The organism is Halosimplex salinum, from assembly GCF_003730195.1.
In the GTDB taxonomy this organism is placed as follows: domain Archaea; phylum Halobacteriota; class Halobacteria; order Halobacteriales; family Haloarculaceae; genus Halosimplex; species Halosimplex salinum.
The window spans coordinates 211,865-236,232 of record NZ_QWGG01000001.1; the positions used below are offsets into that span (position 1 = coordinate 211,865).

Sequence of the window (24,368 nt, forward strand, 5' to 3'; positions counted from 1 at the left end):
GAACGGGGCTCACCGGTTGCGGCTCACCGGGAACTTCACGCGGTCGGGGTGCTCGTTGAACGCAGCGAGGATCCGCTCGTAGAGTTCGTTCTTCGTCCGCTGGCCGCGTCGCGGGTGGACGATGTACCGAACTTTCAGCTTCACCCACGACGTCTCCTGTTCGACGTTGACCGTCGGGCGCGAGTTCACCTCGAGTTCGACCGGCGTCTCGGCCAGGCGCTTCCGGTAGCGCTCGACGTTGCGCTCCATCTCCTCGCCGACGACGTCGTCCGCGATGCGGACCATCGTCTCGCGCGCGAACGCGAGGTCCGTCTCGTAGGCCACTTCCACGCTGATCTCGTTCCAGACGTACGGGAACGCCTCTTGCGTGAAGTTCTTGACGTGCGAGGAGAGCACGACGGAGTTCGGGAGCGTGATCGTCCGCCCCGAGGGCTGGTTCGAGGAGACGAGTTCGCCGTTTATCTCCCACAGCGTCGTCACGAGGAAGTTCACCTCGACCACGTCGCCCTTGGAGTCCTCGATAGCCACCCGGTCGCCCACCTGGTACGGTCGGTTGACCATGATGTACACCCAGCCGATGAGCGAGAACAGCGGCTGCTGGAGCGCGAACGTGATCCCGAAGCCGACGATCCCCAGCGAGAAGAGGACGCCGAGCCACTGCTCGGTGACGACGCCAAGCAGTCCGACGGTCCCGGCGAGCCCGAACGTCAATCGGAGGACGTTCCTGAGGTCGTGCTGGCGACGTTTCGAGGCCGACCGTTCCAGCAGCCACCCGCTGACGACGCGGTATGACCCGAACGTCGCGAGGACGACGGCGACGCCGATCAGCGCGGTGACTGCGACCTGTTCCGCGGACAGCCCCCAGACGCTCCGCGGTTCGATCGCCTCGGCGACGAACCGGCTCGCGACAGCGGCTGTGCCCGCGGCGACCAACGAGAGGTACCCGACGCGTCGCATCTGCCAGTCTGCTGGGGACGACGATACTAAGGCCTCCCGACTGACGACCCGACGCGGCCGATATCGGGGGCAACCGGTTCGGTACGACATTTATCTGACAGAGAGACGTACGATGGGACGATGGTATCCACAGGCGACTCCGCACCCACGTTCACCGCGACGCTCGGCACGAGTGACCACGAGGACTTCGACCTGGCCGACCACGTCGGCGACGGTCCGGTCGTCCTCGCCTTCTTCCCCGGCGCGTTCACACCGCCCTGCACCAGCGAGATGGTCGCCTTCCAGGAGCGACTCGACGACTTCGAGGACGCGGGCGCCACCATCCTCGGTGTCAGCGCGGACTCGCCGTTCTCGCAGGGCGCCTTCCGCGAGAAACACGGCATCGAGTTCAACCTCGTCAGCGACATGAACGGCGACGCCATCCGCGCCTACGACCTCGAGACGGACATCCCCGACCTCGGTCTGTACGGCAACGCCAACCGCGCGGTGTTCGTCCTCGACGACGAGGGTACCGTCGTCTACGCCTGGGTCGCCGACGACCCGACCAACGAACCCGACTACGACGAACTGCTCGACGCCGTCCGGTCGGCCTGACGCAGTCGAACGGTCACCCTTCCACTGCGGCCTCTTTCCGGGAACCGGGCTCCGAGAGCTACGGCCGCGTGCGCTCGGCTTCGCTGGCGGGGCTCGCACCGCCCGGTCACGTCGGCGGTCGCCGTCGATGTCACTCTTGGCGGAGAGAACGACCGGAAACGCGAAGAACGCGAAAAATCGGCGGTCGGTCAGCCGAAGAGGACCGACGCGGCGTCGAAGGCGCTCGGCGAGAGGAGGCCGAACGCGGGCAGCAGCGCGAACGTCACGAACGCCGCGATGACGACGGCGGCGTACAGCGAACTCGGGTACGAGTCCACCTCGAGGTCGGCGCTGGGGTCCTCGATCCACATCGCCTTGACGACCCTGCTGTAGTAGAACAGCGAGAGGGCGCTGTTGACGATGAGCGCCGCGCCGAGCAGCCACGACCCGGCCTGGGCCGTCGCCGCCAGCAGGTAGAGCTTCGAGATGAACCCGCCGCCGATGGGCAGGCCGGCCAGACTGAACAGGAAGACGGTCATCGCGGCGCAGGCCAGCGGCGCCTGCGTCGAGAGGCCGTTGAAGTCCTGGAAGGTGCGGCCGATGCCCCAGTGCTCGGTGAGCGCGATGAACAGGAACGCGCCGGTGTTCATGAACCCGTAGACGAGCAGGTGCATCATGCTCGCGCCGAGGACGAAGCCCTGGTCGGGGGCGTTCAGCGCCGCCAGCCCGATGAGGGCGTAGCCGGCGTGGCCCACCGACGAGTAGGCGAGCATCCGCTTGACCTTCTCCTGGGTCGCGGCCGCGAAGTTGCCGACCGTCATCGTGACGACCGCCAGCACCGTCACGGCGGTGACCCAGTCGACCATCGGGTCGCCGCCCGCGAGGCCGCCGACCTCGGGGAAGGCCGTCAGGAACACGCGGAAGGCGACGACGAACCCGGCGGCCTTCGAGGCCGACGAGAGGAACGCCGAGACGGGCGCGGGCGCGCCCTCGTATGCCTCGGGCGCCCAGAAGTGGAACGGGACGCTCGCCGTCTTGAACGCGAACCCGAGCAGGACCATGATGATCCCGACGCCGAGGATGCCGACCGGGACGGACGACCCGCCGGCCAGCGCATCGGCCACCGCGTTCAGCTGGAGGCTCCCGCTCGCGGCGTAGACGAGGCTGATCCCGTAGACCAGCACGGACGAGGACAGCGCGCCGACGAGGAGGTACTTCAGCCCGCCCTCGACGCTGCCGCGGTTCTTCTTCAGGAACGCGACCAGCGCGTAGGAGGGCAGACTGGAGAGTTCGAGGCTGACGAAGATCGTCGCGAGGCTGTTGGCTGATGCCATCAGCGACATGCCCGTCGCCGCCATGATGACCAGCCCGTAGTACTCCGCCTGGTACTCCTGCCCCTCGAGGTAGTCGTAGCTCGCCAGCGTGACGAGCGCCGTCACGCTGCCGACGATGACCACGAAGAACAGGCTCATCCCGTCGACGACCAGCTGGCCGTTGAACAGGTCGACCGCGCCCGTGCCCCGCGGTTGCCCGACGCCGAGCACGAGGAAGTAGCCGGCGACGAGGAACGCGCCGAGCGCGCCGAGCGTCGACAGCCCGGCCAGCACGGTGTTGGAACTCGTGCCCGGTCGAGGCTCGATGCTGTCGACGATGAACAGCAGCATCGCCGTCACGCCGAGTATCAGCGACGGCACCAGCGCGACCCAGTCGGCCACCTGGAAGCCGGCGATGTCGACTACCATAGCGCGACACCTCCCTGAAGCGCAGTGTCGAGAAGTGGGTTAACAGCGTCCTGAATCATCTGGTACACCAGTCCCGGGCGCACGCCGAGCACGATGACCAGCGCCAGGAGCACCACCAGCGGCGCCACGTCGTGGACGGGTGCGCGCGACACGTCGTAGTCGGTCGCGAGGCTGTACTCGCCGAACAGCGTCCGCTGCATCGCCCAGAGCAGGTAGCCCGCGACGATGACGATACCGAACATCGCGACGCCGGTCACCAGCGGCGCGGCCGGGATGACCGACGACGCGAACGCGCCCTGGAAGATGAGGTACTCGGCGGCGAAGCCGGCCATGAACGGCAGGCCCATGTAGCCGAACGCGGCGGCGACGAAGATGCCGACCGCCCAGGGCATCCGGTCCGCGATTCCGGAGATGTCGCCGACCATCCGGGTGTGGGTCTCGTTGTAGATGACGCCGACCGTCATGAACATCAGCCCCGAGATGAGGCCGTGGGAGATCATCTGGAAGGTCGCGCCGCCGAAGCCGTGGGGCGTGAACGCGACCAGTCCGACGATGACGTAGCCCATCGACGAGATGGAGGAGTAGGCGACGATGCGTTTCAGATCCTGCTGAGCCAGCGCGAGCATCGCGCCGTAGATGATGCTCAGGACGCCGAAGGCGACGATGATCGCCGCGTTGGCCTCGGCGACCTCTCGGAGCATCGTGAAGTTGAACCGCAGCAGGGCGTAGGTCCCCATCTTCAGGAGGACGCCCGCCAGCATGACCGACACCGGCGTGGGCGCCTCGACGTGTGCGTCCGGCAGCCACGTGTGGACGGGGAAGACGGGCACCTTCACCGCGAACCCGGCGAACATGAGCGTGAACGCGATCAGCGACAGGTTCGCGGGCTGGATGCCGGCGACCGCCGAGAGGTTCCCACCCGCCCGGAGCGCCTGGGCGATCTCGGGCATGTCGAACGTCGAGATGGAGTCGCCGAGCCCGAAGACGAGCGCCATGAAGCCCACGAACATGATCAGCGTCGCCACGTTCGTGTAGACGAAGAACTTGATGGCGGCGTACTTCCGGCGGGGGCCGCCCCAGACGCCGATGAGGAAGTACATCGGGATGAGCACGGCCTCCCAGAACACCAGCCACATGAAGAAGTCGAGCGCGGAGAACACGCCGATCAGGCTGGCCTCCATCAGGAGCATCAGCCCGTAGAACTGGGACTGGCGCTCGTCGATGGGCGTCCAGGAACTCACCAGCGCGAGCGTCGTCAGCACGGTCGTCAGCAGGAGCAGCGGCATGCTGATCCCGTCGAGACCGACGTGGTAGGCGAGTTCGTACCGGCCGAGTTGGACCCAGCCGATCGTCGACTCGAAGGCCAGGTCGCCGCCCAGCAGGGCGTTTCCGGCGCCGTCGAACGCCGTGTACATCCACGCACTCACCGCGACGGGGACCAGACTGATCGCCGTCGCGAGTTTGCCCGCCCACTCGTCGGGGGCGAGGAAGACCGCCAGCGCGCCGACGAGCGTCACTGCCAGCAGCGCTTCGATGGGACCTGCGACGGGCATCAGACACCACCTCCGAGGACGACGAAGACGACAAGCAGGAGCACGAGCGAGAGCGTCATCAGCGCCGCGTAGTTCGTGACGACGCCCGACTGGATGCGTCGGAAGCGCGAGCCGGTGAAGAGGCTCACGCTACTGATCCCGTTGACCACGCCGTCGACGACGCCCTGGTCGAACTTGTCCGCCGCTCGCGCGAGCGGCACCGTCACGCCCTGTGCCAGCCACACCTGATACTCGTCCTGATAGTAGTTGTGCATGAGCAGCGTCTTCGCACCTCCCAGCTTGTCCGTGTGCTCGACGGGTTCGGGCTCGTTGTACAGGCTCCGCGCGACGAGCACGCCGGCGAGCGCGAGACTCAGCGAGACGAGCGCCGAGACGAGCAGCGTCGTCGTCTCGCCGAGCGGATACGCCGGGTCGATCCCGGCGACGTTGTGCATCAGCTCTTCGTAGTGGTGCAGCCCCGTCGAGGTGAGGGCCGGCCAGCCGCCCTCCTCCGGGCCCAGCAGCCACTTGTGCAGGAAGTCGATGTGGAGCCCCGTCAGGTCGGCGATGGGCTTCATGTTGATGAGGCCCACCGTCGCGGCGCCGATACCGAGCACGGACAGCGGCCCCTTCACGTTCCAGCCGACCGGCTCGGGGTCACGCGCGACGTCGGTGCGAGCGTCACCGTGGAAGGTGAGGTACACCATCCGGAAGGTGTAGAAGCCGGTGAAGAAGACGGCCAGGAGCCCCATCGCGTACGCGACGAGGAACATGGTCCCGAGCGTCCCCGTGCTCCCGAACCCGTGGATGAGCGCCTCGAACAGCACCTCGTCCTTGGACCAGAAGCCCGCGAACGGGACGATGCCCGCGAGCGCGAGCGACCCGGAGAGGAACGTCCAGTAGGTGACGGGCATCCGATCCTTGAGTCCGCCCATGTCCCACATGTTCTCGTTGTGGTGCATTGCGATGATGACCGACCCGGCGCCCAAGAACAGGAGCGCCTTGAAGATCGCGTGGGTGGTCAGGTGAAAGACGGCGGCGACGTAGCCCCCGCTCCCCAGTGCGAGCATCATGTATCCGTACTGCGAGATGGTGGAGTACGCGAGCACCTGCTTGAGTTCCTGCTTGACGACGCCCATCGTCGCCGCGAACAGGGCGGTGAACCCACCGATCAGCGCGATGACCGCGAGCGCCGTCGGCGAGAGCAGGTAGAAGCCGTACATCCGGGCGACCAGGTAGACCCCGGCCGCGACCATCGTCGCCGCGTGGATGAGCGCAGAGACCGGCGTCGGACCCTCCATCGCGTCGGGCAGCCACGTGTGCAGCGGGAACTGCGCCGACTTGCCGACGACGCCGCCCAGCACGAGCATCCCGAGGATCGTGATCCACGTCTGTGCGCTGTAGCCGAAGAAGCTCTCGCCGTCTTCGAGCGCGTGTTCGGCCATCTGCGGGAAGCTCTCGGCGACTACCGTGCCGCCCTCGGTGATGGGGGCGAACAGGCCGGTGCCGAAGGTGGCGAAGACGCCGACCACGCCGATGAGGAAGAAGTAGTCACCGAAGCGGGTGACGAGGAACGCCTTCTTCGCGGCCGACGGCGGGCCGTCCTCGCGGAACCAGAAGCCGATCAGGAGATACGAGCAGAGCCCGACCAGCTCGAAGAACATGAACGCCATCAGGAGGTTGTTCGAGAAGACGAACGCGAGCATGCTCGCGGTGAACAGCCCGAGTCCGGCGTAGTAGCGCGGCAGGCCCGTCTCGCCCTCGTCGTTCATGTAGCCCAGCGAGAAGACGTGGACGAGCAGGGCGATGAGCGACACGATGACGAGCATGAGCGCCGTCAGCGGGTCGACGAGCACGCCGAGTCGGAGCGTCACCGCGCCGTCGGCGACGCCGGCGACCCACGTGTACAGGTTCTCGTTGTACGACGTGGCCGAGCCGGTGATCCCGGCGACGGTCAGCGCGGTCCAGATCGACAGGACCAGCGAGCCGGCGGTCGCGAGGATGCCGGCCTCGGCGCCGCGTTTCGGCATGTACTGCCCGGCGAACAGGGAGACGACGAACGCCAGGAGTGGAAGCGCCGCGATCGCGGGAACGAAGTCAAATGCACCTGCCATCTTACCACCTCATCGTAGCTGCTTTGGTCACGTCGATGTCCTCGAAGTTGCGATACAGCACCAGGACGATACCGATGCCGATAGCGACCTCCGCGGCGGCGAGCGCCATCGTGAACAGCGAGAAGACCTGTCCCGTGAGGTTCCCGTGGTGGAAGGAGAAGGCCACGAGGTTGATGTTCGCCGCGTTGAGCATCAACTCCACGGACATCAGGAACACCAGCGCGTTCCGCCGCGTGAGGATGCCGTAGACGCCGATGCAGAACACCGCCGCCGACAGCAGGAGGAAGTACTGGGTCTGGATAGCCATCAGTCGTCCCCTCCAGTGACGTCGTCGGTCGCGGTCTCGGCGTCGGCCCCGTCGGACTCCCGCCCGGACAGCGGGCGGCCGCCGTCGGTGATCGCCGCGACGACGCTCTCGTCGTCCTCGCGGCGGGCGAGCATGACCGCGCCGTCGAGCGCCGCGTCGAGGACGAGCGCGATGACGATGAACGCGACCAGGAACCCTTCGGCCTCGATCGCGGCCTGGTCGAGCATGTCGAACATCGCGTAGCCGATGCTGGCCGTGATAGAGCCGTCGGCGAAGCCGGCCGGCATGCCGAGTTCGCTCGTCATGAACACGTAGCCCATGACGGCGAACAGTGCCAGCGCGGCCAGCCCGTTGACGTAGTTGACGTCGGTCGCCAGTCGCGGGCGGGTGGTCATGTCGCCACCTCGTCGGACTGGGATTCGTTCTCCGTGAGCATGATGGCGAACGTGATGAGGATGAGGACCCCACCGACGTACACCAGTACTTGCATCGCGGCGATGAACTCGGCGCGCAGCATGACGTAGTACACTGCGACTGACAGCAACGCGACGCCCAGCATCAGTGCCGAATGCCAGACGTCGCGCACCATCACGACGCCGAGGCTGCTCCCCAGTGTGACTATGGCGAACAGCGCAAACGCGATTGACTCGAGCAATGCCATCGTTGTCTGGAACCTCCTACCGGACGCCCTTTGAAGATTTCTGTATCGTCCCGCGCGTGGCCGCTCACACGGCCAAAACCGTTAGAGATTCGAAGCGTCCCCCCCGTCCGGGGCCCCTCGCCCCCCTGAGAGACACCTGACGTGTTCGGTTCGGCCCCCTCGCGGCGCCCGAACGACGGTTCGACGCCTCCACGCGCGTCTCGCGCGCGGTGGCCGCCCTATCCGTCTGCGACCTGCCGACCCTGCCAGTCTAACCCTGTCGCCGCTACTCGATCCGGTCTTCGTCGAACCGCGAGACGTACCGGACGGCGAGCAGGAGCACCCCGAGCCCGACGCCGACGGTCACGACGCCGAACGTCGCCATCCCGAGCGGCGTGGCCGGGAGGTCGATCAGGAAGAACAGTTCGGGGTCCATCCCCTCCGGGTTGACGTACCCGAGCAACGCGCCCATCGTCCCGGCGACACCGAGCACCGCCAGGTACACTGCGACCACTACGCGCGGTCCCGAGACGCGCTCGGTCAGCGGCGCCCGGTTCGTGTTCTCTGTCACGTCGGAGAGTTCGGCTCGCAGGTGGTTAGCCTTTTCACATTCCGCCCGTAACCCCCGGTATGAGCGACTTCGAAGACGACTCCGGCTTCTCCGAGAAAGAACTCCTCCTGTTCGTCCTCACCGCGATCGCGGTGCTCATGGCCGTCTCCGCGTTCGTACTCGTCATCGGCTCCTGACGGAGGCCGTCGTACTCGTCGCCCGAACACTACTGTCCACAGCCGCGGCCGAACCGATCGAGTCGCGCACCGCTCCGCGGTGTCGGCGCGGTCGAGCGTGAAAGCGCGTCGGAAAACAGCTACGGCGTCGTCAGCCGTCGTTCGGGTCGTCGGCGTCGTCAGTCGTCGCTCGTGTCGTCAGCGTCGTCAGTCGTCGTTCGGGTCGTCGGCGTCGTCAGTCGTCGCTCGTGTCGTCAGCGTCGTCGTCGACGACTTCGCCGCCGTCGGTCACGGCCTCTTCCTCTTCACCGCCGTCCGCGAGGGCGGTCGCGGTGCGGCGCTCGTGCCACTGGAACTCGCGGCCGTGCTGGTCGGTCTCCTTGAGGTCCCACGGGTCGGCGTCCTCGAGCTTCGGGGCTTCGAGCCAGGACTGGAGGATGTTCCAGACGAAGATGAGCTGGCCGATCAGCAGGAGGATCGCTCCCGCGGACGCCGCCTGGTGCATCAGCGTCACCATGTCCAGCGGCGCGATGGCCGAGTTGAAGTCGTAGGTGGCGTACCGGCGCGGCATGCCCAGGTAGCCCAGGAACAGCATGGCGAAGAACGTCACGTTGGTCCCGATCATCGAGAGCCAGAAGTGCCACTTGCCGAGCGTGCGCTGGTACATCCGGCCCGTGAAGATGGGGAACCAGAAGTAGACGCCGGCGAAGATGGCAAACCCGATGGCGCCCATCACGATGTAGTGGAAGTGCCCGACGACGTAGTAGGTGTCGTGGAGCACCTGGTCGACGGGGACGGACGCGAGGAACACGCCCGTCACCCCGCCGAGGATGAAGTTCGAGATGAAGCCGATACAGAACAGCATCGGCGTCGTCAGGCGCACCTTCCCGTTCCACATCGTCGTGATCCAGTTGAACGTCTTGACCGCGGACGGTATCGCGATCGCGAGCGAGACGGCCATGAACGAGGCGCGCAGGCGCGGGTCGATACCCGTCGTGAACATGTGGTGGGCCCAGACGCCGAAGCTCAGGACCCCGATGGCCAGCGTCGAATAGACGACGAACTTGAACCCGAACAGCTTCCGGCCGGAGAAGCGCGGCAGGATGTAGCTCACGAGCCCCATCGGCGGGAGCACGAGGATGTACACCTCGGGGTGGCCGAAGAACCAGAACAGATGCTGCCAGAGCATCGGTCCGCCACCTTCACCGACCGCGTAGAACGTCGTCGCGAGGTTGCGGTCGAGCAGGAGCATGACGATGGCGCTCCCCAGCAGCGGGAACGCGAAGAGGATGAGCGCCGACTGGGTGAGGATGGTCCACGAGAAGATGTCGAGGTTCGCCCAGGTCACGTCGTCGTCGCGCTCGGTGAAGATGGTCGCGATGAAGTTGATCGCACCCATCGTCGCCGAGACGCCGGTGAGGTGCAGGCCCAGCAGCATGAGGTCGACGCCGACGTTGGTCTGCTCGACGGACAGCGGCGTGTACATCGTCCACGCCGTCTGGGCACCGCTCATCCCCGGCAGGAAGAAGCCCGCCCAGATGAGCAGCGCGCCCGGCGGCAGGAGCCAGAACGCGATGGCGTTGATCCGCGGGAACGCCATGTCGTCGGCGCCGATCAGCAGCGGGATGAAGTAGTTCGAGAACGCCGCGATGATCGGCGTCCCGAACAGGAACAGCATCGTGATGCCGTGACTCGTCAGGATGGCGTTGTAGAACTCGTTCCCGACGACCGCGCCCGTCGGGGCGACGAGTTGCAGTCGGATGAGAAACGCCATGAGGCCGCCCACGGCGAACGCGATGACGCCGTACGTGCCGTAGAGGATCCCGATGTCCTTGTGGTCGACCGTCGTCAGCCAGCGCGTGATACCGGCCGGCTTCTCGCGGTGGACGTGGGCACCGGCTTCACCGTAGCCGCCGCCGCCACCGCTCGCCAGCGGAGTGTACGAACGCCAGTCCTCGACTCGTGACAGGAAAGCGGCGACACCGACGAGGAAAACCCCCATCAGTACCGTCAGCACGAGCTGCCCTGATGCCATGCTCGCACCTCGGGACTGGTACCATATGAATGGTTAGGAATCTCTTCTGCCGAATACGTTCGCCCTGTAGCGTCTCGGATGGAAAATAGTGAGAGACAGCGCTCTCCGCTGGCGGGCGCTCTCGGCGTGAGACGGCCGTTCAGAACGAGCAGTGGCGTCGCGGGCGCTCCGACGGTCGCGCGTGACCTTCACTCGCCGTGTTCGGCTTCCATCTCCGATTCCGCGGTGGAGATGGCCTTGCCGGCGTAGTACGTCAGGATGACGAGGAGGACGGCCGTGACGCCGACGATCGCGAACTGGAGCCCCGAGATGAGCGGGTCGACGCCCCACGTCGGGAACAGGGCGAACGCGCCGATGAAGAAGATCAGGATGCCGAGCGGGATGAAGTTGACCGTCAGGTCGAGGAGCGTCTCGCGGTCGAAGACCTTCTCTGACATACGCCCGTCTTCGGAGACGCGGATAAATAGAGTGTCGGTTCGCGCCGGCGAGCGCCGACCTCGACGGCGGATTCTCGAACTCGGTCGGACGGCACTGCGAGACGCTGACGGAAGCGACCGGCTCGCGCTGCTCGCGGCGATCAGACGCCCTGCGTCCGGCCGACCGCCTGGCTGACCGCGCCGGCGACGACGAGCATCGTGCCCCCGACGACGACGGCGAGCCCACGACCGACGATGCCGTTGGGGTCACCGACGATCTCGAGCAGTCCGACGGAGGAGCCGGGCAGCTGGGTCGCGACGAGCGCGCCGCCGAGGACGGCGAAACCGACCCCGAGGAACGCCAGTGTCCGCCAGGGGCGGCGCGTGTACCCCGACTCGCCCAGGATGCCGGCGACGCTCCCGCCGAGCAGGAGGATTCCACCGACTGCGATGGGGAAGATGTCGAGGAAGACGCCGACTTCCGAGAGGGCGAAGCCCACAGCCACGAGGAGCGGCCACGGACTGGCCGTCCGATACTGGTCCGAGAGTCCCGGTTGCTCTTCCATACCCCCGGGTTGGGACCGGTGGGTGATATGTACACCGGACTTCGGAGCGGGGGTCGCTCGGGGAGCGGGGGTCGCTCGGGGGCCGGTCGAACGTCGGTCGTGGGCGCAAAGTATTTGGTCCGCATGGGGCTTGTGCAAGACAATGACCACGCGCGCTGTGGAGCAGTTCGACGAGTGGGAGTCGTCGCCGTTCCGGGACGGCTATCGCGGCCTGCACGACCTCGCCGACGAGGAGTTCTCCGGCATCGTGACGGCCGGTGGCGCGAAACTCTGTATGCTCAACGGGACGGCCGTCGGGATCCTCGGCGGCACCATCGACGACTTCGAGGACGCCTCGGGCACCGCCTACCGGGCGCCGTCGCCCGCGCTCCCGTTGCTCGCGCTCATGCAGGAGCGCAACGACGAGGTGCGCGCGAAGTACTACTCCGAGGACACGCCGCTCTCGGAGGTAGACGGCACGCTCTCCGACGGGGGGTTCACCGGCTTCATCGAGCTCTCGGAGAACGTACTCAGCGGGGACTACTACGTCGTCTACCACCGCGGCCGCTCGATGGCCGTCGCGTGGGTCGGCAACAGCGGACAGCTCCTCACCGACGACGAGGCGTTCGACCAGGCCGACGACGAGGTCGGCATCTTCCAGGTCCGCCCCGCGGAGCTCGAACCCGTCGAGATCCCCGACGCGGACTCGGGCGAAGACGAGAGCGCCGCCGGCGCGTCGGCCGCGGGCACCGGAGCCGACGCCGCCGATGCGAGCGACGACCCCTCGCCCGACGCTGGCGAACCTGACGACGACCCCGCTCCGACGACCGACGAAGACGACGGCGAACCGGCGACGGGGCGGTCGGACTCGACGCCCGCGGCTGACGCCACCGGAGCCGAGCCGGCCGAGGACACGACACCCGGGCCCGACGCGGTGTCCGACGAGACTGCGGCGGGCGCGGGCACGGACACGACGGGCACGGACACGGAGACGACAGCGGACCGGTCGACCGCGGCGGACCGGTCGGCGGACGCGTCGGACCGGTCGGCGAACGCGTCGACGACAGGGGCGAACCGGACCGGCGATCGCACGGCCGAGAGCGGACGGAGTGACCGCGATGGGGCCGGGACGGCGACCGGCGACCGCGCCACCGGCGCCCGGAACGACACTGCGGAACGGCGCGAGCCCGCGACGGACCGTTCGGGCGCCGACGACCGGGGGTCCGACACCGACGTCGACCGGTCGGCCGGGGCGACGGGATCCACCGGGTCGGACCGGTCGGAGCGAACGGAACGCCGGACCGGAGCCGACGAGACCGACGACGCACGTGCGTCGCGGGAGCGGACCACCGAACGACGCGACCGGGACCGAACCGAGGGGCGACGCGACGGGGCGGCCAGGCGGTCGGAAGCGGACACTGCACAGGACGACGGGCGTGTGCGCGAGCGTGACTCCAACTCCACTTCGACGGACGCCCCGGCGGAGCCGTCGACGGACGCGCGGACGGACAGCGCCTCCGAGCCGGACCGCGGCAGAACTGACCGACGCGAGAGCACCGATCAGGCGGGGGCGGCGGACCGCGCGCCCGACTCCGGCGGTCGAACCGAGGAGACGACCTCGTCCGGCGGGAGCGCGGGCGGCGCGGGGGCCACGGGCAGTCCGGCCCAGCTAGAGACGTACTCGATCCCGTCGCTCGACCCCGGGCGGACGAGTTCGCCCCGGGCGGACGAGGCGTCGGAGACGGCGGACGACTCGGGTGGTCGAGAGTCGGTGGATTCGGCAGTCTCGGCGGCGACCGAGGGGCCGGCGGAAGCGACTCCCGACCGGTCGAGCGAGTCGAGCGGTCACCGGCAGGACGAGCGGTCGGCCGGTCGCGACGAACCCGCGGGGAACGGGGCGGCGGACGCGCGGACGGAGCGGTCGACGACCGAACCGCGCAGCGAGCCCGCGGGGTCGGACAAGTCCGACGCGCGCGTCGCCGACCTGGAAGCCGAACTCGCGGACCGCGAGACGGAGATCCGGGACCTCGAAGCGGAGCTCGCGGCGGCGGAGTCCGAACGCGACGACCTGCGGGCGCAACTGGATGACGTGCGCGCGGAGCGCGACGACCTGCAGGCTCGCATCGAGCGCGTGGAGTCCGACCGCGACCAGTTGCGCACGGAGCGCGACGCGATGGAGGAGGAAGTGGCCGACCTCCAGGAGGAGGTGAACCGCCTCGAGACCCAGATCGACGACATCGAGGCCGAATTCGGCGCCGCGGTGGACGCCGACCAGCGGCTGAGTCCCGGGGAGGCTCTCGACCAGACGAACCTCTTCGTCCGATACGAGTCGAAGGGACAGGCGACGCTGGAGACGGCCCACGCGGGCGAGGCCGGCCGGCAGGACGTCGGCGAGAACCTCGGGCTGGAGTACCACACGCAGTTCGACAGCGAGAACGCCTCCGTCGGCGGCCGCCCGTTCGACGAGTTCCTCCGCGAGACCATCCAGTTCCAGTTCGTCACCTGGGTGATCAACGACCTGCTGTACGAGATCCGAGACACCGGGAAGGTCGCGGAACTGCAGGACCTCTACGACGCGATCCCGAAGATCGACCGTGCGGAGCTCAACGGCGTCGTCGCGACCGAGTACACGGAGGACGGACAGGAGCGACGCAGTCAGGAGTCGTTCGACGTGGTGATGCGCGACCGAATGGGGAACGCGCTGTTGACCGCGAACATGAACGACTCGCGGCAGGCCGCGAGCGAGAGCATGATGTCCTCGCTGGTCACGGCCTCCTCGCACGTCGGCGAGTCGACCGAGACGCTCGGGGCTTCGTTCCTCGTCACGTCGAGTTTCTTCGAGCCCGAGGCGCTGGAGACGGCCGCCGAAGCGACGAGCGGCGGGCTACTGAGTCGCGACAAGCGAGCGAGCTTCGTGAAACTGACGCGCAAACAGGGGTACCACCTCTGTCTGGTCGAGGCGCGAGAAGAGAAGTTCCATCTGGCCGTGCCCGAGTTGTAGACGAACGGTCGACTCGGGCGGCAGAATCAGTTCTCGACTTCGGCCGCTTCTTCGATCTTCATTCCCTCGAGCTTCTCGATGATGTGGTCGATCTTGCCGTCGAGGTCCTCGACGAACTCCCCCGTCTGTTCCGTCGTGATCGCGCCCTGACTGGACGGCTCGATCAGGTTCTCTTCCTCGAGAACGCGCAGCGAGTACCGGACCTTGTGGTGTGGGTAGCCTGTCTCGTTGGACATCTTCACGATGCCGATAGGCTCGTTCTGGATGACCATCCGCAGGACCTGCAGATGTCGCTCCAGCATGTCTACTTCCTTCTCAAGTCTGTCTATCATGGCAATTGTTAACTTGTGTTTGAGGGTTTTAAAGGTTGCTGTCGGACTGAGAATCGGGCGACGGCGGACCCGTCGACCGGGGTCCGTTTACTGTCGGCGACGTGCGAACGGCTGACACTTCTCGAGTTCTCTGTGGTAGCAGTTAACGATTCCGGTCACGGGAGCGCGAAAGAAACCGGCGCAGACGGGCGATCCGCGGCGTGACGTGGCAGTCGGTGAGGACGAGCGGGCGGCGCGGTGGACCGTAATCTGTTTACCCCGGTGGGAGGAATCTCGGGTGTATGACCGTCACCATCGTCGGTTCGCAGCTCGGCGACGAGGGGAAGGGTGGCATCGTCGACGTCTACGGCGAGGAAGCCGACGTCGTCGTTCGCTACCAGGGCGGCGACAACGCCGGCCACACCGTCGTCCACGAGGGCACGGAGTACAAGCTCTCGCTCGTACCGAGCGGTGCGATCCGCGGCAAGGTCAACGTGCTCGGTAACGGCTGTGTCGTCAACCCGCGAACGCTCTTCGACGAGCTCGACACGCTCCGCGAGCGGGGCCTCGACCCCGACGTCCGCGTGGCCGAACGCGCCCACGTCATCCTCCCGTATCACCGCCTCCTCGACGGCATCGAGGAGGACGTAAAGAGCGAAGACGACGACGAGATCGGCACGACCGGCCGCGGCATCGGTCCGACTTACGAGGACAAGGCCGGCCGACGGGGCGTCCGCGTCGGCGACCTGCTCGACGCCGACGTCCTGCGCGAGCGCCTCGAGTACGCCGTCCCGCAGAAGCGGGCGCTCGTCGAGGACGTGTACGGGCTCGACATCGACGACCTCGAGGACCCCGACGCGCTCGACCTCGAAGCCCTCTACGACGAGTTCGCCGGCTACGGCGAGCGCCTCGCGGAGGAGGACATGACCGTCAACGCCGGCGACTACCTCGCCAGCGCGATGGACGACGGCGCGAACGTCATGTTCGAGGGCGCGCAGGGCACCGTCCTCGACATCGACCACGGCAACTACCCCTTCGTCACCTCGTCAAACCCGACCGCGGGCGGCGCCTGCACCGGGAGCGGACTCTCTCCGGCAGTCGTCGGCGACGGCGAGGTCGTCGGGATCGTCAAGGCGTACCTCTCGCGGGTCGGGAGCGGCCCGATGCCGACGGAACTCGGCGGCGTCCCCGGCGACACGCCGGACTACGACGGCGACCCCGAGAATCCGCGGACCGAGCGCGAGGAACTGGCCGTCCACATCCGCGAAGCGGGCGGCGAGTACGGGACCGTCACCGGACGCCCGCGCCGCGTCGGGTGGCTCGACGTGCCGATGCTCCGCCACGCTGCGCGCGTGAACGGGTTCACCGGGCTCGCAGTCAACCACGTCGACACGCTCGCCGGCCTCGACGAGGTGAAGGTCGGCCACACGTACACGCTCGACGGCGAGGAACTCGAAACCATGCCCGCGACGACCGAGCAGTGGGCCGACTGCGAGGCGGAGTTCCGCACGTTCGAGGGCTGGGCCGAGCGCGACTGGGCCGAGGTCGCCGAGCAGGGCTACGAGGCGCTCCCGGAGAACGCCCGCACCTACCTCGAGTACCTCGAAGACGAACTCGACGCGGCGGTGTACGCCGTCGGCGTCGGCCCCGGCCGCTCGGAGACCATCGTCCGCGAGAACCCCTTCTGATCGCTCCGTCCGGCCACGACCGACTCGAGGCCCGCGGTCCGGGCGGATCCCTCTGGGGGCCGCCACGTTCTGTCGCGGTGTGTGACACGGCCGTCGAGCGTCGCGACTACTCGTGGAAGTGAACCCAGTCGCCGAGTTCGACGAAGTCCGACTCGCCACACCCGCCACAGACGTCGGGCGCTTCGAACGCGTGGCTGCCACCGGACTCGTGGACCGGCGTGCCAGCGTGGGTGATCTGGCAGTTCCGACAGACGTATCGCACCGGCAGTTCGGGACTGTGTGCCATACAGTATCGTACAGCGAATAGACAGATAGGGCTGTCGGCGGTCCGGCGCACGGGGAGCGTCCGTCCGGCACGCTTTTTTGCCACCGTTCCGGAGGTTCGGACATGAAGGAGAACCTGATGGACATCATCTGCTGTCCGCTCGACAAGCACGACCTGGAACTCGACGTGACCGAGCGCGACGACGAAGAGATCCTGGCGGGGACGCTCACCTGTACGGAGTGCGGCGAGACCTACCCCATCGAGGACGGCATCCCGAACCTGCTCCCGCCGGACATGCGCGACGAGGCGCCGGCCTGAGCGGACGCGGCCCTGCCGACCGCTGAATCGCCGGCGAGCGACGGCCCACCCGGTGAACCGGCCTGAACCTTTTTCTACCGTCCACGCCCACAGGAGGACGTGTCTGAGGATACGTTGCCCGTCCACGTCAACCGGGAGCGCCTCCACGCGATCGAGGTCCCCGACGCCTTCGAGACCGACGGGTCGTTCGACATCGCGATGGTCAACCACGGCCAGTCGGTGCACGTCCACCTACACCTCGACGACGACCTCTCCGAGATAGCGACCATCGAGGCCAGCAACCACTTCGTGGACGGCGAGAGCCAGCGGGCGGTCCACGTCCGCGTGAACGGCTCCGGCGAGGCGACGGGCACGCTGAAGATCGCCTCCGCCTACGGCGCCGAGACCCGCTACGTCACCGTCAGGATCACCGAACCCGAGGAGACCCAACAGACCGTCGAAGTGGACGAGTCGCTCTCCGAACCACAGCCCAGAGCGCCGGACTCGGGGAGCGGCGGTTCGCCCCTCGCTTCGGTCGCCGACAGCCCGGAGTTCGCCGTGCTCGTCCTGGGCGTCGTCGCGCTGGTCGTCGCCGCGACCGTCGCGCTGCTCGTCGACAACGTGGTGGTCGTCGCCGGCGCCATCGCCGTCCTCGTCGGCGTCCTCGTCGCCGTCTACATCGTCCTCACCGGCGACTGACCGGTTCGCCCGCGGCGCTCGCAGTCAGTCGTCGCTCGCTTCCTCGGCGGCTTCGTCCTCGTCGGCGCTCGACCCGTCGGCGTCTGCACCGCCCTCCGCTTCCTCGGGATCGGTCGAGACGCCCGAGAGGTTCCCGTCGTCGTCGAAGCGCTTCGCCCGGAGGAAGCGGGCCCGATACCGGTTCGCCCCCTCGTACACGTCGGCCTCGCGGATCTCCTCCGTGCGGCCGTCGGCGACGGCGTCGACGATGTCCTCGATCTGCTCTTTCTCGCTCGGCGTCAGCTCGAACTCGTAGGTGCGCGACTGCTCGCCCTCGAGTTTCGTCCAGCGGCGCGCGGCGGCGATGACGACCGAACAGGGCTCCCGGCACGGGAACTCCCCGTCGCCGCCGTCGACATCGAGGTCGGTCTCCTCGTCGTACTGCCACTCCCGCCGTTTGACGCACTGGGAGTCGACACAGCAGGCCTCGGCCACCCAGTCGACGTGTTCGTGCCCCTCGCCGCGGTCCCACGTCCTCACGACGCCGTAGATGCCGCTCTGTCGACCGATCGTCTCGCGCCAGTGGGAGATGTCGAGTTCCCCCTCGCGTTCGCGGTGCCAGTTGGCGACCGTCGCGGGGTAGAAACTCTCGACGGCCCGCACGAGTTCCCCGGGTCCGAGGTCGGCGAAGCGCCACCCGGTCTGGAGAGTAGGTGCGGTCTTGAGCGGGCGATACCGGTCCCGGTCGTCGTGTTTCGCGAGCTGGCGCGCGTCCAGCGGGTCGTCGTGGTCGGTCAGGTCCGCGGGCGCGGCGTCGGCGTCGTCGACGTGGCGGAGTTCGTAGCGGCGCGTCCCCGCCTCGTCGACGGTGACGGTCACGCGGAGCTGTCCCCACTCGCGAGTGGTTCCCGCTTCCAGCGCGTCGTAACGGTCGGGGACCCGTTCGTCGTCGGCGCGTTCGAGCCAGCGGAGGTACGCCCAGCGGTCCTCCGCCTGCGGCGCTTCCGCGTGCCAGAAGTACCAGTTCGTGACGTAGGGGGCGTACTCGGCGGCGGCGTCGTCGAGGGCGTCGCCGTGGACGACCCGCTTCGAGCCCGCCTCCGTGGCGAGGACGTACCCGTCGCCCTCGGCCTCGGCCGCGAACCCGTCGAACTCGATGCCGTCCGCGGCGGCCTCCGCGAGCGCCTCCACCTGCGCCGAGTCCACCTGCGCGGCGTTCATACCCGGAGCGACGGACTGAACCCGAATAAAGCCGTCCGTCCGCGGGCGACCGTCCCCGGTTCGCGGCCCGGCATCGTCAGTCGCCGGTCGCGCCCGCACCGCCCGTCTCCTCGCGCACGCGCTCGACCGCCGCCGCCACGTCCGCACCGGCGTCGGCCGCCCGCTCCAGCACCACGTCGGCCATCAGCGGTTCGGTGCCGACCGCGCCGGAGTACCAGATCCGGTGGCCGTCGACCTCGGTCGGGGTGTCCCAGCCGGTCCGGTAGTCGTCGGTCAGCCCCATGTCCTCCGGGATGTCCTCCTGGGTGTGGTAGCCGTCGGCGACGAAGAGGGGGACGACCACGATGTCGTCGCTCTCGAAGAAGTCCGTCACGTCGTCGACCTCGGGGTCCTCGTCCATGAACAGCGCCTTCACCTCGTCGAAGCGGTCCATCTCGCCGATGCGGTCGGCGTGGTACTCGATGGCCTTCGCGGAGTTCTCGTTGCGCTCGGTGCCGTGGCCGACGACGGCGAGGCCGAACCCCTCGCCCACGTCGGGGTCGCCGGTCACCGACTCGGCGCGCTGGACGATCACGTCGCTCATCGCCTCGTGGGTCCCCACGGGGCCGCAGTAGTGGACCGTCTTGTCCACGTCCGTCGCTTCCAGCGTCGCGTGGGTCGCGCTGGTGCCGTCGGAGTCCCACGTCTCGGGGTCCCAGTCGTCGAGGCGGAGCTCCCGGGGGATGACCTCCTCGGTGAAGTACCCCTCCGAGATGAACAGCGGGACGACGTACACCTCGTCGCTCTCGACGGTGCGCAGGACCTCGCGGAAGGAGGGCTCTTCCTTCCAGAACCCTTCCCGAACTTCGTCGAAGGCGCCGGTCGCGCGAATGGTGTCGGCGTGGTCGAACGTCGGCGTGCTCGACCCGGCGTTGAGATGCGAACCGTGGGCGACGATGACGAGCGCTTCCATACCCCTCGATAGGGAAAACCATCCCTTAGGGGCTTCGTTGGTCGCCTCCAACGGAGTAGTCCTCGTCCGTTCGCCGACCGCGGCGGCCCGAGGGATTTTTCGCGTCCGCCGTCCATCCGGCGGATATGACTCTCGCCGCGGACACCCGCGAGGCCGTGCGCCGACACCCGTTCCTCCACGACGCGCTCCGCGCGGGCGTGGTCAACTACAGCGCCGCCGCCCGCTTCCTCGACGTGGACGGCGAGACCGACGCCGGAAGAGCGAGCGCTTCCGAGCCCTCGGTCGCTGACGCTCCCGAGGACGCGGTCGTCGCCGCGCTCCGTCGCTACGCCGAGGACCTCCCCGACTACGAACGCCCGGGCTCCGACCCGCCGGTGAGCATGCAGAGCGGCCTCGGCGAGGGCGACCCCGCCGACGCGCTGCTCGTCGTCGGCGACCTCGCCTTGGTCCCAGACTCCGGGTCGCTGACGGCTATCACGGCGGGCGGTGACGCGGACGCGGCCGCGCTCCGGCAGGTGCTCGGGCGTCTCGAAACCGCCGAGGTGTCGGTGGAGGCGGCGGCGGTCGGCGGTGACTCGCTCGTGGTCGTCGTCGAGCGACGGGCGGGACCGGACGCGCTCAGGGCGGTCGAGGACGCGTTGGCGGCGTGACCGTACCACGGCGCGATAGCCATCCGACGCATTGAAACGCGCCGCCGAACAGACTCAGACAATGACGCTTCAGGTGACGAACACGCTCACGGGCGAGCGCGAGGCGTTCGAGCCGGTGACCGACGACGAAGTCCTGCTCTATCTCTGTGGCCTCACCACCTCGGACCCCGCCCACGTCGGCCACGCCCGCACGTGGACGCACACCGACGTGATCCACCGGTGGCTCGACTACCTGGGCTACGACGTCCGCCACGTCGAGAACTTCACCGACGTGAACGAGAAGATCGTCGCTCGCGTCGGCGAGGTCGGCGACGACGAAGCCGACGTCGCTCGCCACTACACCCAGTCGTTCATCGAGGACATGCGCGCGCTCAACCTCAAGCGCGCCGACGTGTACCCCCGCGTCTCGGAGCATATCGACGAGATAATCGCGATGGTCGAGACGCTCGTCGATGCGGGCTACGCCTACGAGTCCAACGGCTCGGTGTACTTCGACGTGTCCGCCGACGACGACTACGGCAAGCTCTCGAACCAGGATATCGAGGACTCCGAGGCCCAGGGCGACGAGGACGAGCGCGCGGAGAAGCGCAACCCCGCGGACTTCGCGCTCTGGAAGGCCGGCGGCGTCGCGCCCGAGGACATCGAGGAACACCGCCACGACGACGCCGCACCCGCCGAGGAAGCCGCCGAGACGGCCCAGACGTGGGACTCGCCGTGGGGCGAGGGCCGACCGGGCTGGCACATCGAGTGCTCGGCGATGTCGACGACGCACCTCGGCGATACCTTCGACATCCACGTCGCGGGATCAGATCTCGTCTTCCCACACAACGAGAACGAGATCGCCCAGAGCGAGTGCGCGACCGGCCAGGAGTTCGCCAACTACTGGCTCCACACGGGGATGGTGCAGGTCGAGGACGAGAAGATGTCCTCGAGCCTCCAGAACTTCACGAGCGCCCGGGCCGCCATCGACGAGTTCGGCGTCGACGTGCTCAGGACGTTCTTCGTCTCGACGGTGTACTCGGCCGACCCGACCTTCTCCGAGGAGACGCTCGCAGAGGCCGAGGAGCGCTGGGAGCGACTGGAGCGGGGCTACGAACGGGCGGTCGAAGCGGCGGACGGCGTCGACGCCTACGCCACCGAGCCCGACTCCGCGCTCCGCGAGGCCGTCGACGTGACCCGGACCGACTTCGAGGCGGCGATGAACGACGACCTCAACACGCGGGAGGCGATGGCCGCCCTCCTCGACCTCGCGTCGGCGGTCAACGCCCACGTCGACGAGCGCGACCGCTACGACTTCCCGGCGCTCAAGCGGGCGGTCGACGCGTTCGAGGAGCTCGGCGGCGACGTGTTCGGACTCTCCTTCGGCGGCCCCGACGGCGGCGAGGTCCGGGTCGCGGAGGACCTGGTCGAACTCGTCCTCGACCTGCGCGCGGAGGAGCGGGAGGCTGGCAACTACGAGCGCGCCGACGAGTTGCGCGACGCGCTCGACGACCTCGGGATCGAGGTCGAGGACAGCGACGACGGGCCGACCTACCGCTTCGAGTAGGCCGGCGGGTTTATCCCGCGTCGCGGTCAGGTCCGGGTATGACGACTGTTCGAAAGTTCGGTATCGCGGTCGGCCTCGTCACCCTGCTGGCGAGCGCCGGCTGTCTCGGCTTCCTCACCGGGGACCAGCCGCTGGAGTTCGCCGCGGACGCGATGGAGGTCGACGAGCAGACGCTCGACGAGACGGAGTATCGACTCGCGGCCAGCACGTCGCCCAACCGGACGCTGAACGTCACCGCCGGCGGTCAGACCCGCGAGGTCACGCTCTCGAGCGAGGTCAGGCGGTACAATCGGACCGTGTCGGTCGCTCCGGGCGTCGAGGGCGACTTCGCCCGCATGACCGTGTACACCACGCCGGCCGCGACCATCGCCGGCCAGTCCGTCAACCCCGTCGACGAGTGGTCCGCCGACCACCTCGTCCGCCGACTCGTGAGTTCCGCCGGCGGCCTCTCGAACACGCAGTTCGAGTCCAACCGATCGGTACAGTTCCTCGACGGCGAACGCACGGTCTCCGAGTACAGCGCCCGACAGTCGATGAACGGGATGGAGACGAACGTCACCATCCACCTCGCGACGGTCGAACACGACGGGGACCACGTCGTTGCCGTCGCCGTCCACCCGGAACGGGTCGACGAGCGCTCCCGCGTCGACGCGCTTCTCGAAGGCCTGCGTCACCCGGCGCCCTGACGCCCCGTCTCGGTCGCCCCGGTCCGGATCAGCCGCCACCGCCGGCGACGCCGCTCCCGATCGCGGCGCCGCAGTCGGCGCAGGCCGCCACGTAGAAGCGCTTCGAGGACCGGAAGATACCGGCCATCTTCGCGTCCATGTCGACGAACTCCACGTCCTCGCTGTCGGCTATCTCTGCCTCACATTCCGGACAGTGTACCATGACCGACGTGTCCGGCGGGTCGGACAAGTGCTTTCTGCCGGCGCGGGGCCCCGGTCGTGAGCGGTATCGGCCTTGCTGGCCGTGTACGCTTTTGGCCTTCGGGGCCATCGGGCGGGACATGAACGCGACGTTCGTCACCGGCATCGGCCTGACGGTCCTGGGCCTGCTGGGGTACGTGGTCGGCGTCGGTACGGAGTATCCGGGGCGTGCCTTCTCGGTGACCGCAGTGATGGTCGGGGTCACGCTCGCGGCCATCGGTCGCTCGGCCAACTCGGAGGGTGTGGCGTGACGACCGCGCTGGTCTACCGCGCCGAGGAAGTGACCGAGTACGACGACCTCGCAGAGGCGAAGGCCGCACGGGGGACGACGTGGGTCCACGCCGCCGAGGCCGACCGCGCGGAGATGGACCGGGTCGCCGACTGTTTCGACCTGCATCCGCTCGCCATCGAGGACGTGCGGAACAACGTCCGCGCCAAGACCGAGGAGTACGACGACTACACCTTCGTCGTCGTGAAACTCGCGACGCTCCGCGGCGGCGAGACCACCTTCGACGAGGAGATCGGCGACGAACCCATCGGTATCTTCATCGGCGAGGACTGGGTCGTCTCGCTCACACCCGTCTCCGCCGACTCGATCGAGCGCGTCCGCCGCGCCGTGACCTCGGGCGACGAGCGGTTCCTCCACCGCGGCCCCGACTTCACCGCCTACCGCATCATCGACACCGTCGTCGACCAGTACTTCACGCTTCTCGACCAGATCGAGGACGACATCGAGGCCGTCGAGGACGCGGTGACCACCTCCACCGACATCGACACCCTCGAAGAGATAAACAGCGTCCGCCGGGAACTGCTCTCCTTCCGAAAACTCGCCTGGCCGGCCCGCGAGGCCGTCGGCGTCCTCGCCCGCGGCGACCCCAAGCAGATCCAGGAGGACACGGAGAAGTACTACCGCGACGTGTACGACCACCTCGTCCAGCTCGTCGACCTCACCGAGACCTACCGCGACCTCGCCTCCGGCGCGCGCGACATCTACCTCAACACCGTCTCCCAGTCGACCAACGAGGTGATGAAAGTGCTCACCGTCGTCGCGACCATCTTCATCCCGCTCACCTTCGTCGTCGGCGTCTACGGCATGAACTTCGCCGACAGTCCCTACAACATGCCAGAACTCAGCTGGACCCACGGCTACCCCGCCGTCATGATCGGGATGCTCGTCGTCGGTCTCGTCATGCTCGGCTACTTCCGCCGCGAGGACTACATCTGAAACTCCCGAACTCCCACTCTG

The 24,368-nt window shown here is 68.0% G+C and carries 26 protein-coding genes; 10 read left to right on the forward strand and 16 right to left on the reverse strand.

Annotated elements, in window-relative coordinates:
- Positions 1–9 precede the first annotated feature (9 nt).
- Positions 10–957: a mechanosensitive ion channel family protein gene (locus D1409_RS01000; protein WP_123533161.1), complete on the reverse strand. Its 948-nt coding sequence runs from the start codon at positions 955–957 to the stop codon at positions 10–12.
- A gap of 120 nt (positions 958–1,077) precedes the next feature.
- Here D1409_RS01000 and D1409_RS01005 point away from each other — a divergent pair, with 120 nt between their 5' ends.
- A complete protein-coding gene (locus tag D1409_RS01005) occupies positions 1,078–1,551 on the forward strand; it encodes a redoxin domain-containing protein (protein ID WP_123533163.1) in 474 nt (157 codons plus the stop codon).
- Between the two features lie 188 nt (positions 1,552–1,739).
- Here D1409_RS01005 and D1409_RS01010 read toward each other — a convergent pair whose 3' ends face one another.
- From D1409_RS01010 to D1409_RS01055, 10 genes are all read right to left on the reverse strand, one after another.
- The gene (locus D1409_RS01010) at positions 1,740–3,272 is read right to left on the reverse strand and encodes an NADH-quinone oxidoreductase subunit N (protein ID WP_123533165.1); all 1,533 of its coding nucleotides are present in this window, start codon (positions 3,270–3,272) and stop codon (positions 1,740–1,742) included.
- Entirely contained in the window at positions 3,266–4,825 is a 1,560-nt protein-coding gene (locus D1409_RS01015) for a complex I subunit 4 family protein (RefSeq protein WP_123533167.1), read from the reverse strand. The genes D1409_RS01010 and D1409_RS01015 overlap by 7 nt, the downstream gene beginning before the upstream one ends.
- Complete coding sequence (gene nuoL, locus D1409_RS01020; protein WP_123533169.1) at positions 4,825–6,918, reverse strand: NADH-quinone oxidoreductase subunit L; 2,094 nt, start codon at positions 6,916–6,918, stop codon at positions 4,825–4,827. The genes D1409_RS01015 and nuoL overlap by 1 nt, the downstream gene beginning before the upstream one ends.
- A gap of 1 nt (position 6,919) precedes the next feature.
- Positions 6,920–7,225: an NADH-quinone oxidoreductase subunit NuoK gene (nuoK, locus tag D1409_RS01025; RefSeq protein ID WP_123533171.1), complete on the reverse strand. Its 306-nt coding sequence runs from the start codon at positions 7,223–7,225 to the stop codon at positions 6,920–6,922.
- A complete protein-coding gene (locus tag D1409_RS01030) occupies positions 7,225–7,620 on the reverse strand; it encodes a hypothetical protein (protein WP_123533173.1) in 396 nt (131 codons plus the stop codon). Before D1409_RS01030 ends, nuoK begins: the two co-directional genes overlap by 1 nt.
- Positions 7,617–7,886: an NADH-quinone oxidoreductase subunit J gene (locus tag D1409_RS01035; RefSeq protein WP_123533175.1), complete on the reverse strand. Its 270-nt coding sequence runs from the start codon at positions 7,884–7,886 to the stop codon at positions 7,617–7,619. The genes D1409_RS01030 and D1409_RS01035 overlap by 4 nt, the downstream gene beginning before the upstream one ends.
- A gap of 265 nt (positions 7,887–8,151) precedes the next feature.
- The gene (locus D1409_RS01040; protein WP_123533177.1) at positions 8,152–8,436 is read right to left on the reverse strand and encodes a DUF7520 family protein; all 285 of its coding nucleotides are present in this window, start codon (positions 8,434–8,436) and stop codon (positions 8,152–8,154) included.
- A gap of 390 nt (positions 8,437–8,826) precedes the next feature.
- Positions 8,827–10,626, reverse strand: coding sequence for a cytochrome c oxidase subunit I (gene ctaD / locus D1409_RS01045; protein WP_123533179.1), 1,800 nt, complete (start codon positions 10,624–10,626; stop codon positions 8,827–8,829).
- A gap of 188 nt (positions 10,627–10,814) precedes the next feature.
- Positions 10,815–11,063, reverse strand: coding sequence for a DUF6684 family protein (locus D1409_RS01050; RefSeq protein ID WP_123533181.1), 249 nt, complete (start codon positions 11,061–11,063; stop codon positions 10,815–10,817).
- Between the two features lie 140 nt (positions 11,064–11,203).
- Positions 11,204–11,608, reverse strand: coding sequence for a DUF7541 family protein (locus tag D1409_RS01055; protein ID WP_123533183.1), 405 nt, complete (start codon positions 11,606–11,608; stop codon positions 11,204–11,206).
- A gap of 142 nt (positions 11,609–11,750) precedes the next feature.
- Between D1409_RS01055 and D1409_RS01060 the strand changes: the two genes are divergently transcribed.
- Positions 11,751–14,588: a DUF7527 domain-containing protein gene (locus D1409_RS01060; RefSeq protein WP_123533185.1), complete on the forward strand. Its 2,838-nt coding sequence runs from the start codon at positions 11,751–11,753 to the stop codon at positions 14,586–14,588.
- 26 nt (positions 14,589–14,614) lie between these two features.
- Here the strand turns inward: D1409_RS01060 and D1409_RS01065 are convergent, their stop codons facing one another.
- Entirely contained in the window at positions 14,615–14,920 is a 306-nt protein-coding gene (locus D1409_RS01065) for a hypothetical protein (protein ID WP_123533187.1), read from the reverse strand.
- A gap of 281 nt (positions 14,921–15,201) precedes the next feature.
- On the opposite strand from D1409_RS01065, the gene D1409_RS01070 reads away from it, so the two are divergent.
- On the forward strand, positions 15,202–16,587 hold the full coding sequence (locus tag D1409_RS01070; protein ID WP_123533189.1) for an adenylosuccinate synthase: 1,386 nt from the start codon (positions 15,202–15,204) through the stop codon (positions 16,585–16,587).
- Positions 16,588–16,693: 106 nt separating this feature from the next.
- On the opposite strand, the gene D1409_RS01075 is transcribed toward D1409_RS01070, so the two are convergent.
- Positions 16,694–16,873: a hypothetical protein gene (locus D1409_RS01075; protein WP_123533191.1), complete on the reverse strand. Its 180-nt coding sequence runs from the start codon at positions 16,871–16,873 to the stop codon at positions 16,694–16,696.
- Positions 16,874–16,975: 102 nt separating this feature from the next.
- Between D1409_RS01075 and D1409_RS01080 the strand changes: the two genes are divergently transcribed.
- Both D1409_RS01080 and D1409_RS01085 read left to right on the forward strand, forming a co-directional pair.
- The gene (locus D1409_RS01080; RefSeq protein ID WP_123533193.1) at positions 16,976–17,170 is read left to right on the forward strand and encodes a methytransferase partner Trm112; all 195 of its coding nucleotides are present in this window, start codon (positions 16,976–16,978) and stop codon (positions 17,168–17,170) included.
- A gap of 99 nt (positions 17,171–17,269) precedes the next feature.
- Positions 17,270–17,848, forward strand: coding sequence for a DUF7524 family protein (locus D1409_RS01085; protein WP_123533195.1), 579 nt, complete (start codon positions 17,270–17,272; stop codon positions 17,846–17,848).
- Positions 17,849–17,872: 24 nt separating this feature from the next.
- Here D1409_RS01085 and D1409_RS01090 read toward each other — a convergent pair whose 3' ends face one another.
- On the reverse strand, positions 17,873–19,033 hold the full coding sequence (locus D1409_RS01090; RefSeq protein ID WP_164471572.1) for a DR2241 family protein: 1,161 nt from the start codon (positions 19,031–19,033) through the stop codon (positions 17,873–17,875).
- A 91-nt stretch (positions 19,034–19,124) separates the two neighbouring features.
- Positions 19,125–20,000 carry a CbiX/SirB N-terminal domain-containing protein gene (locus tag D1409_RS01095; protein ID WP_123533199.1) on the reverse strand — a complete coding sequence of 292 codons (876 nt, stop codon included), beginning with the start codon at positions 19,998–20,000 and terminating at the stop codon, positions 19,125–19,127.
- Positions 20,001–20,125: 125 nt separating this feature from the next.
- Here D1409_RS01095 and D1409_RS01100 point away from each other — a divergent pair, with 125 nt between their 5' ends.
- From D1409_RS01100 to D1409_RS01110, 3 genes are all read left to right on the forward strand, one after another.
- Positions 20,126–20,650 carry a DUF7523 family protein gene (locus D1409_RS01100; protein WP_123533201.1) on the forward strand — a complete coding sequence of 175 codons (525 nt, stop codon included), beginning with the start codon at positions 20,126–20,128 and terminating at the stop codon, positions 20,648–20,650.
- Between the two features lie 61 nt (positions 20,651–20,711).
- A complete protein-coding gene (gene cysS / locus D1409_RS01105) occupies positions 20,712–22,196 on the forward strand; it encodes a cysteine--tRNA ligase (protein ID WP_123533203.1) in 1,485 nt (494 codons plus the stop codon).
- Positions 22,197–22,234: 38 nt separating this feature from the next.
- A complete protein-coding gene (locus D1409_RS01110) occupies positions 22,235–22,882 on the forward strand; it encodes a DUF6517 family protein (protein WP_123533205.1) in 648 nt (215 codons plus the stop codon).
- A gap of 28 nt (positions 22,883–22,910) precedes the next feature.
- Here D1409_RS01110 and D1409_RS24215 read toward each other — a convergent pair whose 3' ends face one another.
- A complete protein-coding gene (locus D1409_RS24215) occupies positions 22,911–23,084 on the reverse strand; it encodes a hypothetical protein (protein ID WP_164471526.1) in 174 nt (57 codons plus the stop codon).
- A gap of 118 nt (positions 23,085–23,202) precedes the next feature.
- Here D1409_RS24215 and D1409_RS24220 point away from each other — a divergent pair, with 118 nt between their 5' ends.
- Positions 23,203–23,373, forward strand: coding sequence for a hypothetical protein (locus D1409_RS24220; RefSeq protein ID WP_164471527.1), 171 nt, complete (start codon positions 23,203–23,205; stop codon positions 23,371–23,373).
- Positions 23,370–24,347, forward strand: coding sequence for a magnesium/cobalt transporter CorA (gene corA, locus D1409_RS01115; RefSeq protein ID WP_123533207.1), 978 nt, complete (start codon positions 23,370–23,372; stop codon positions 24,345–24,347). The genes D1409_RS24220 and corA overlap by 4 nt, the downstream gene beginning before the upstream one ends.
- Positions 24,348–24,368 lie beyond the last annotated feature (21 nt).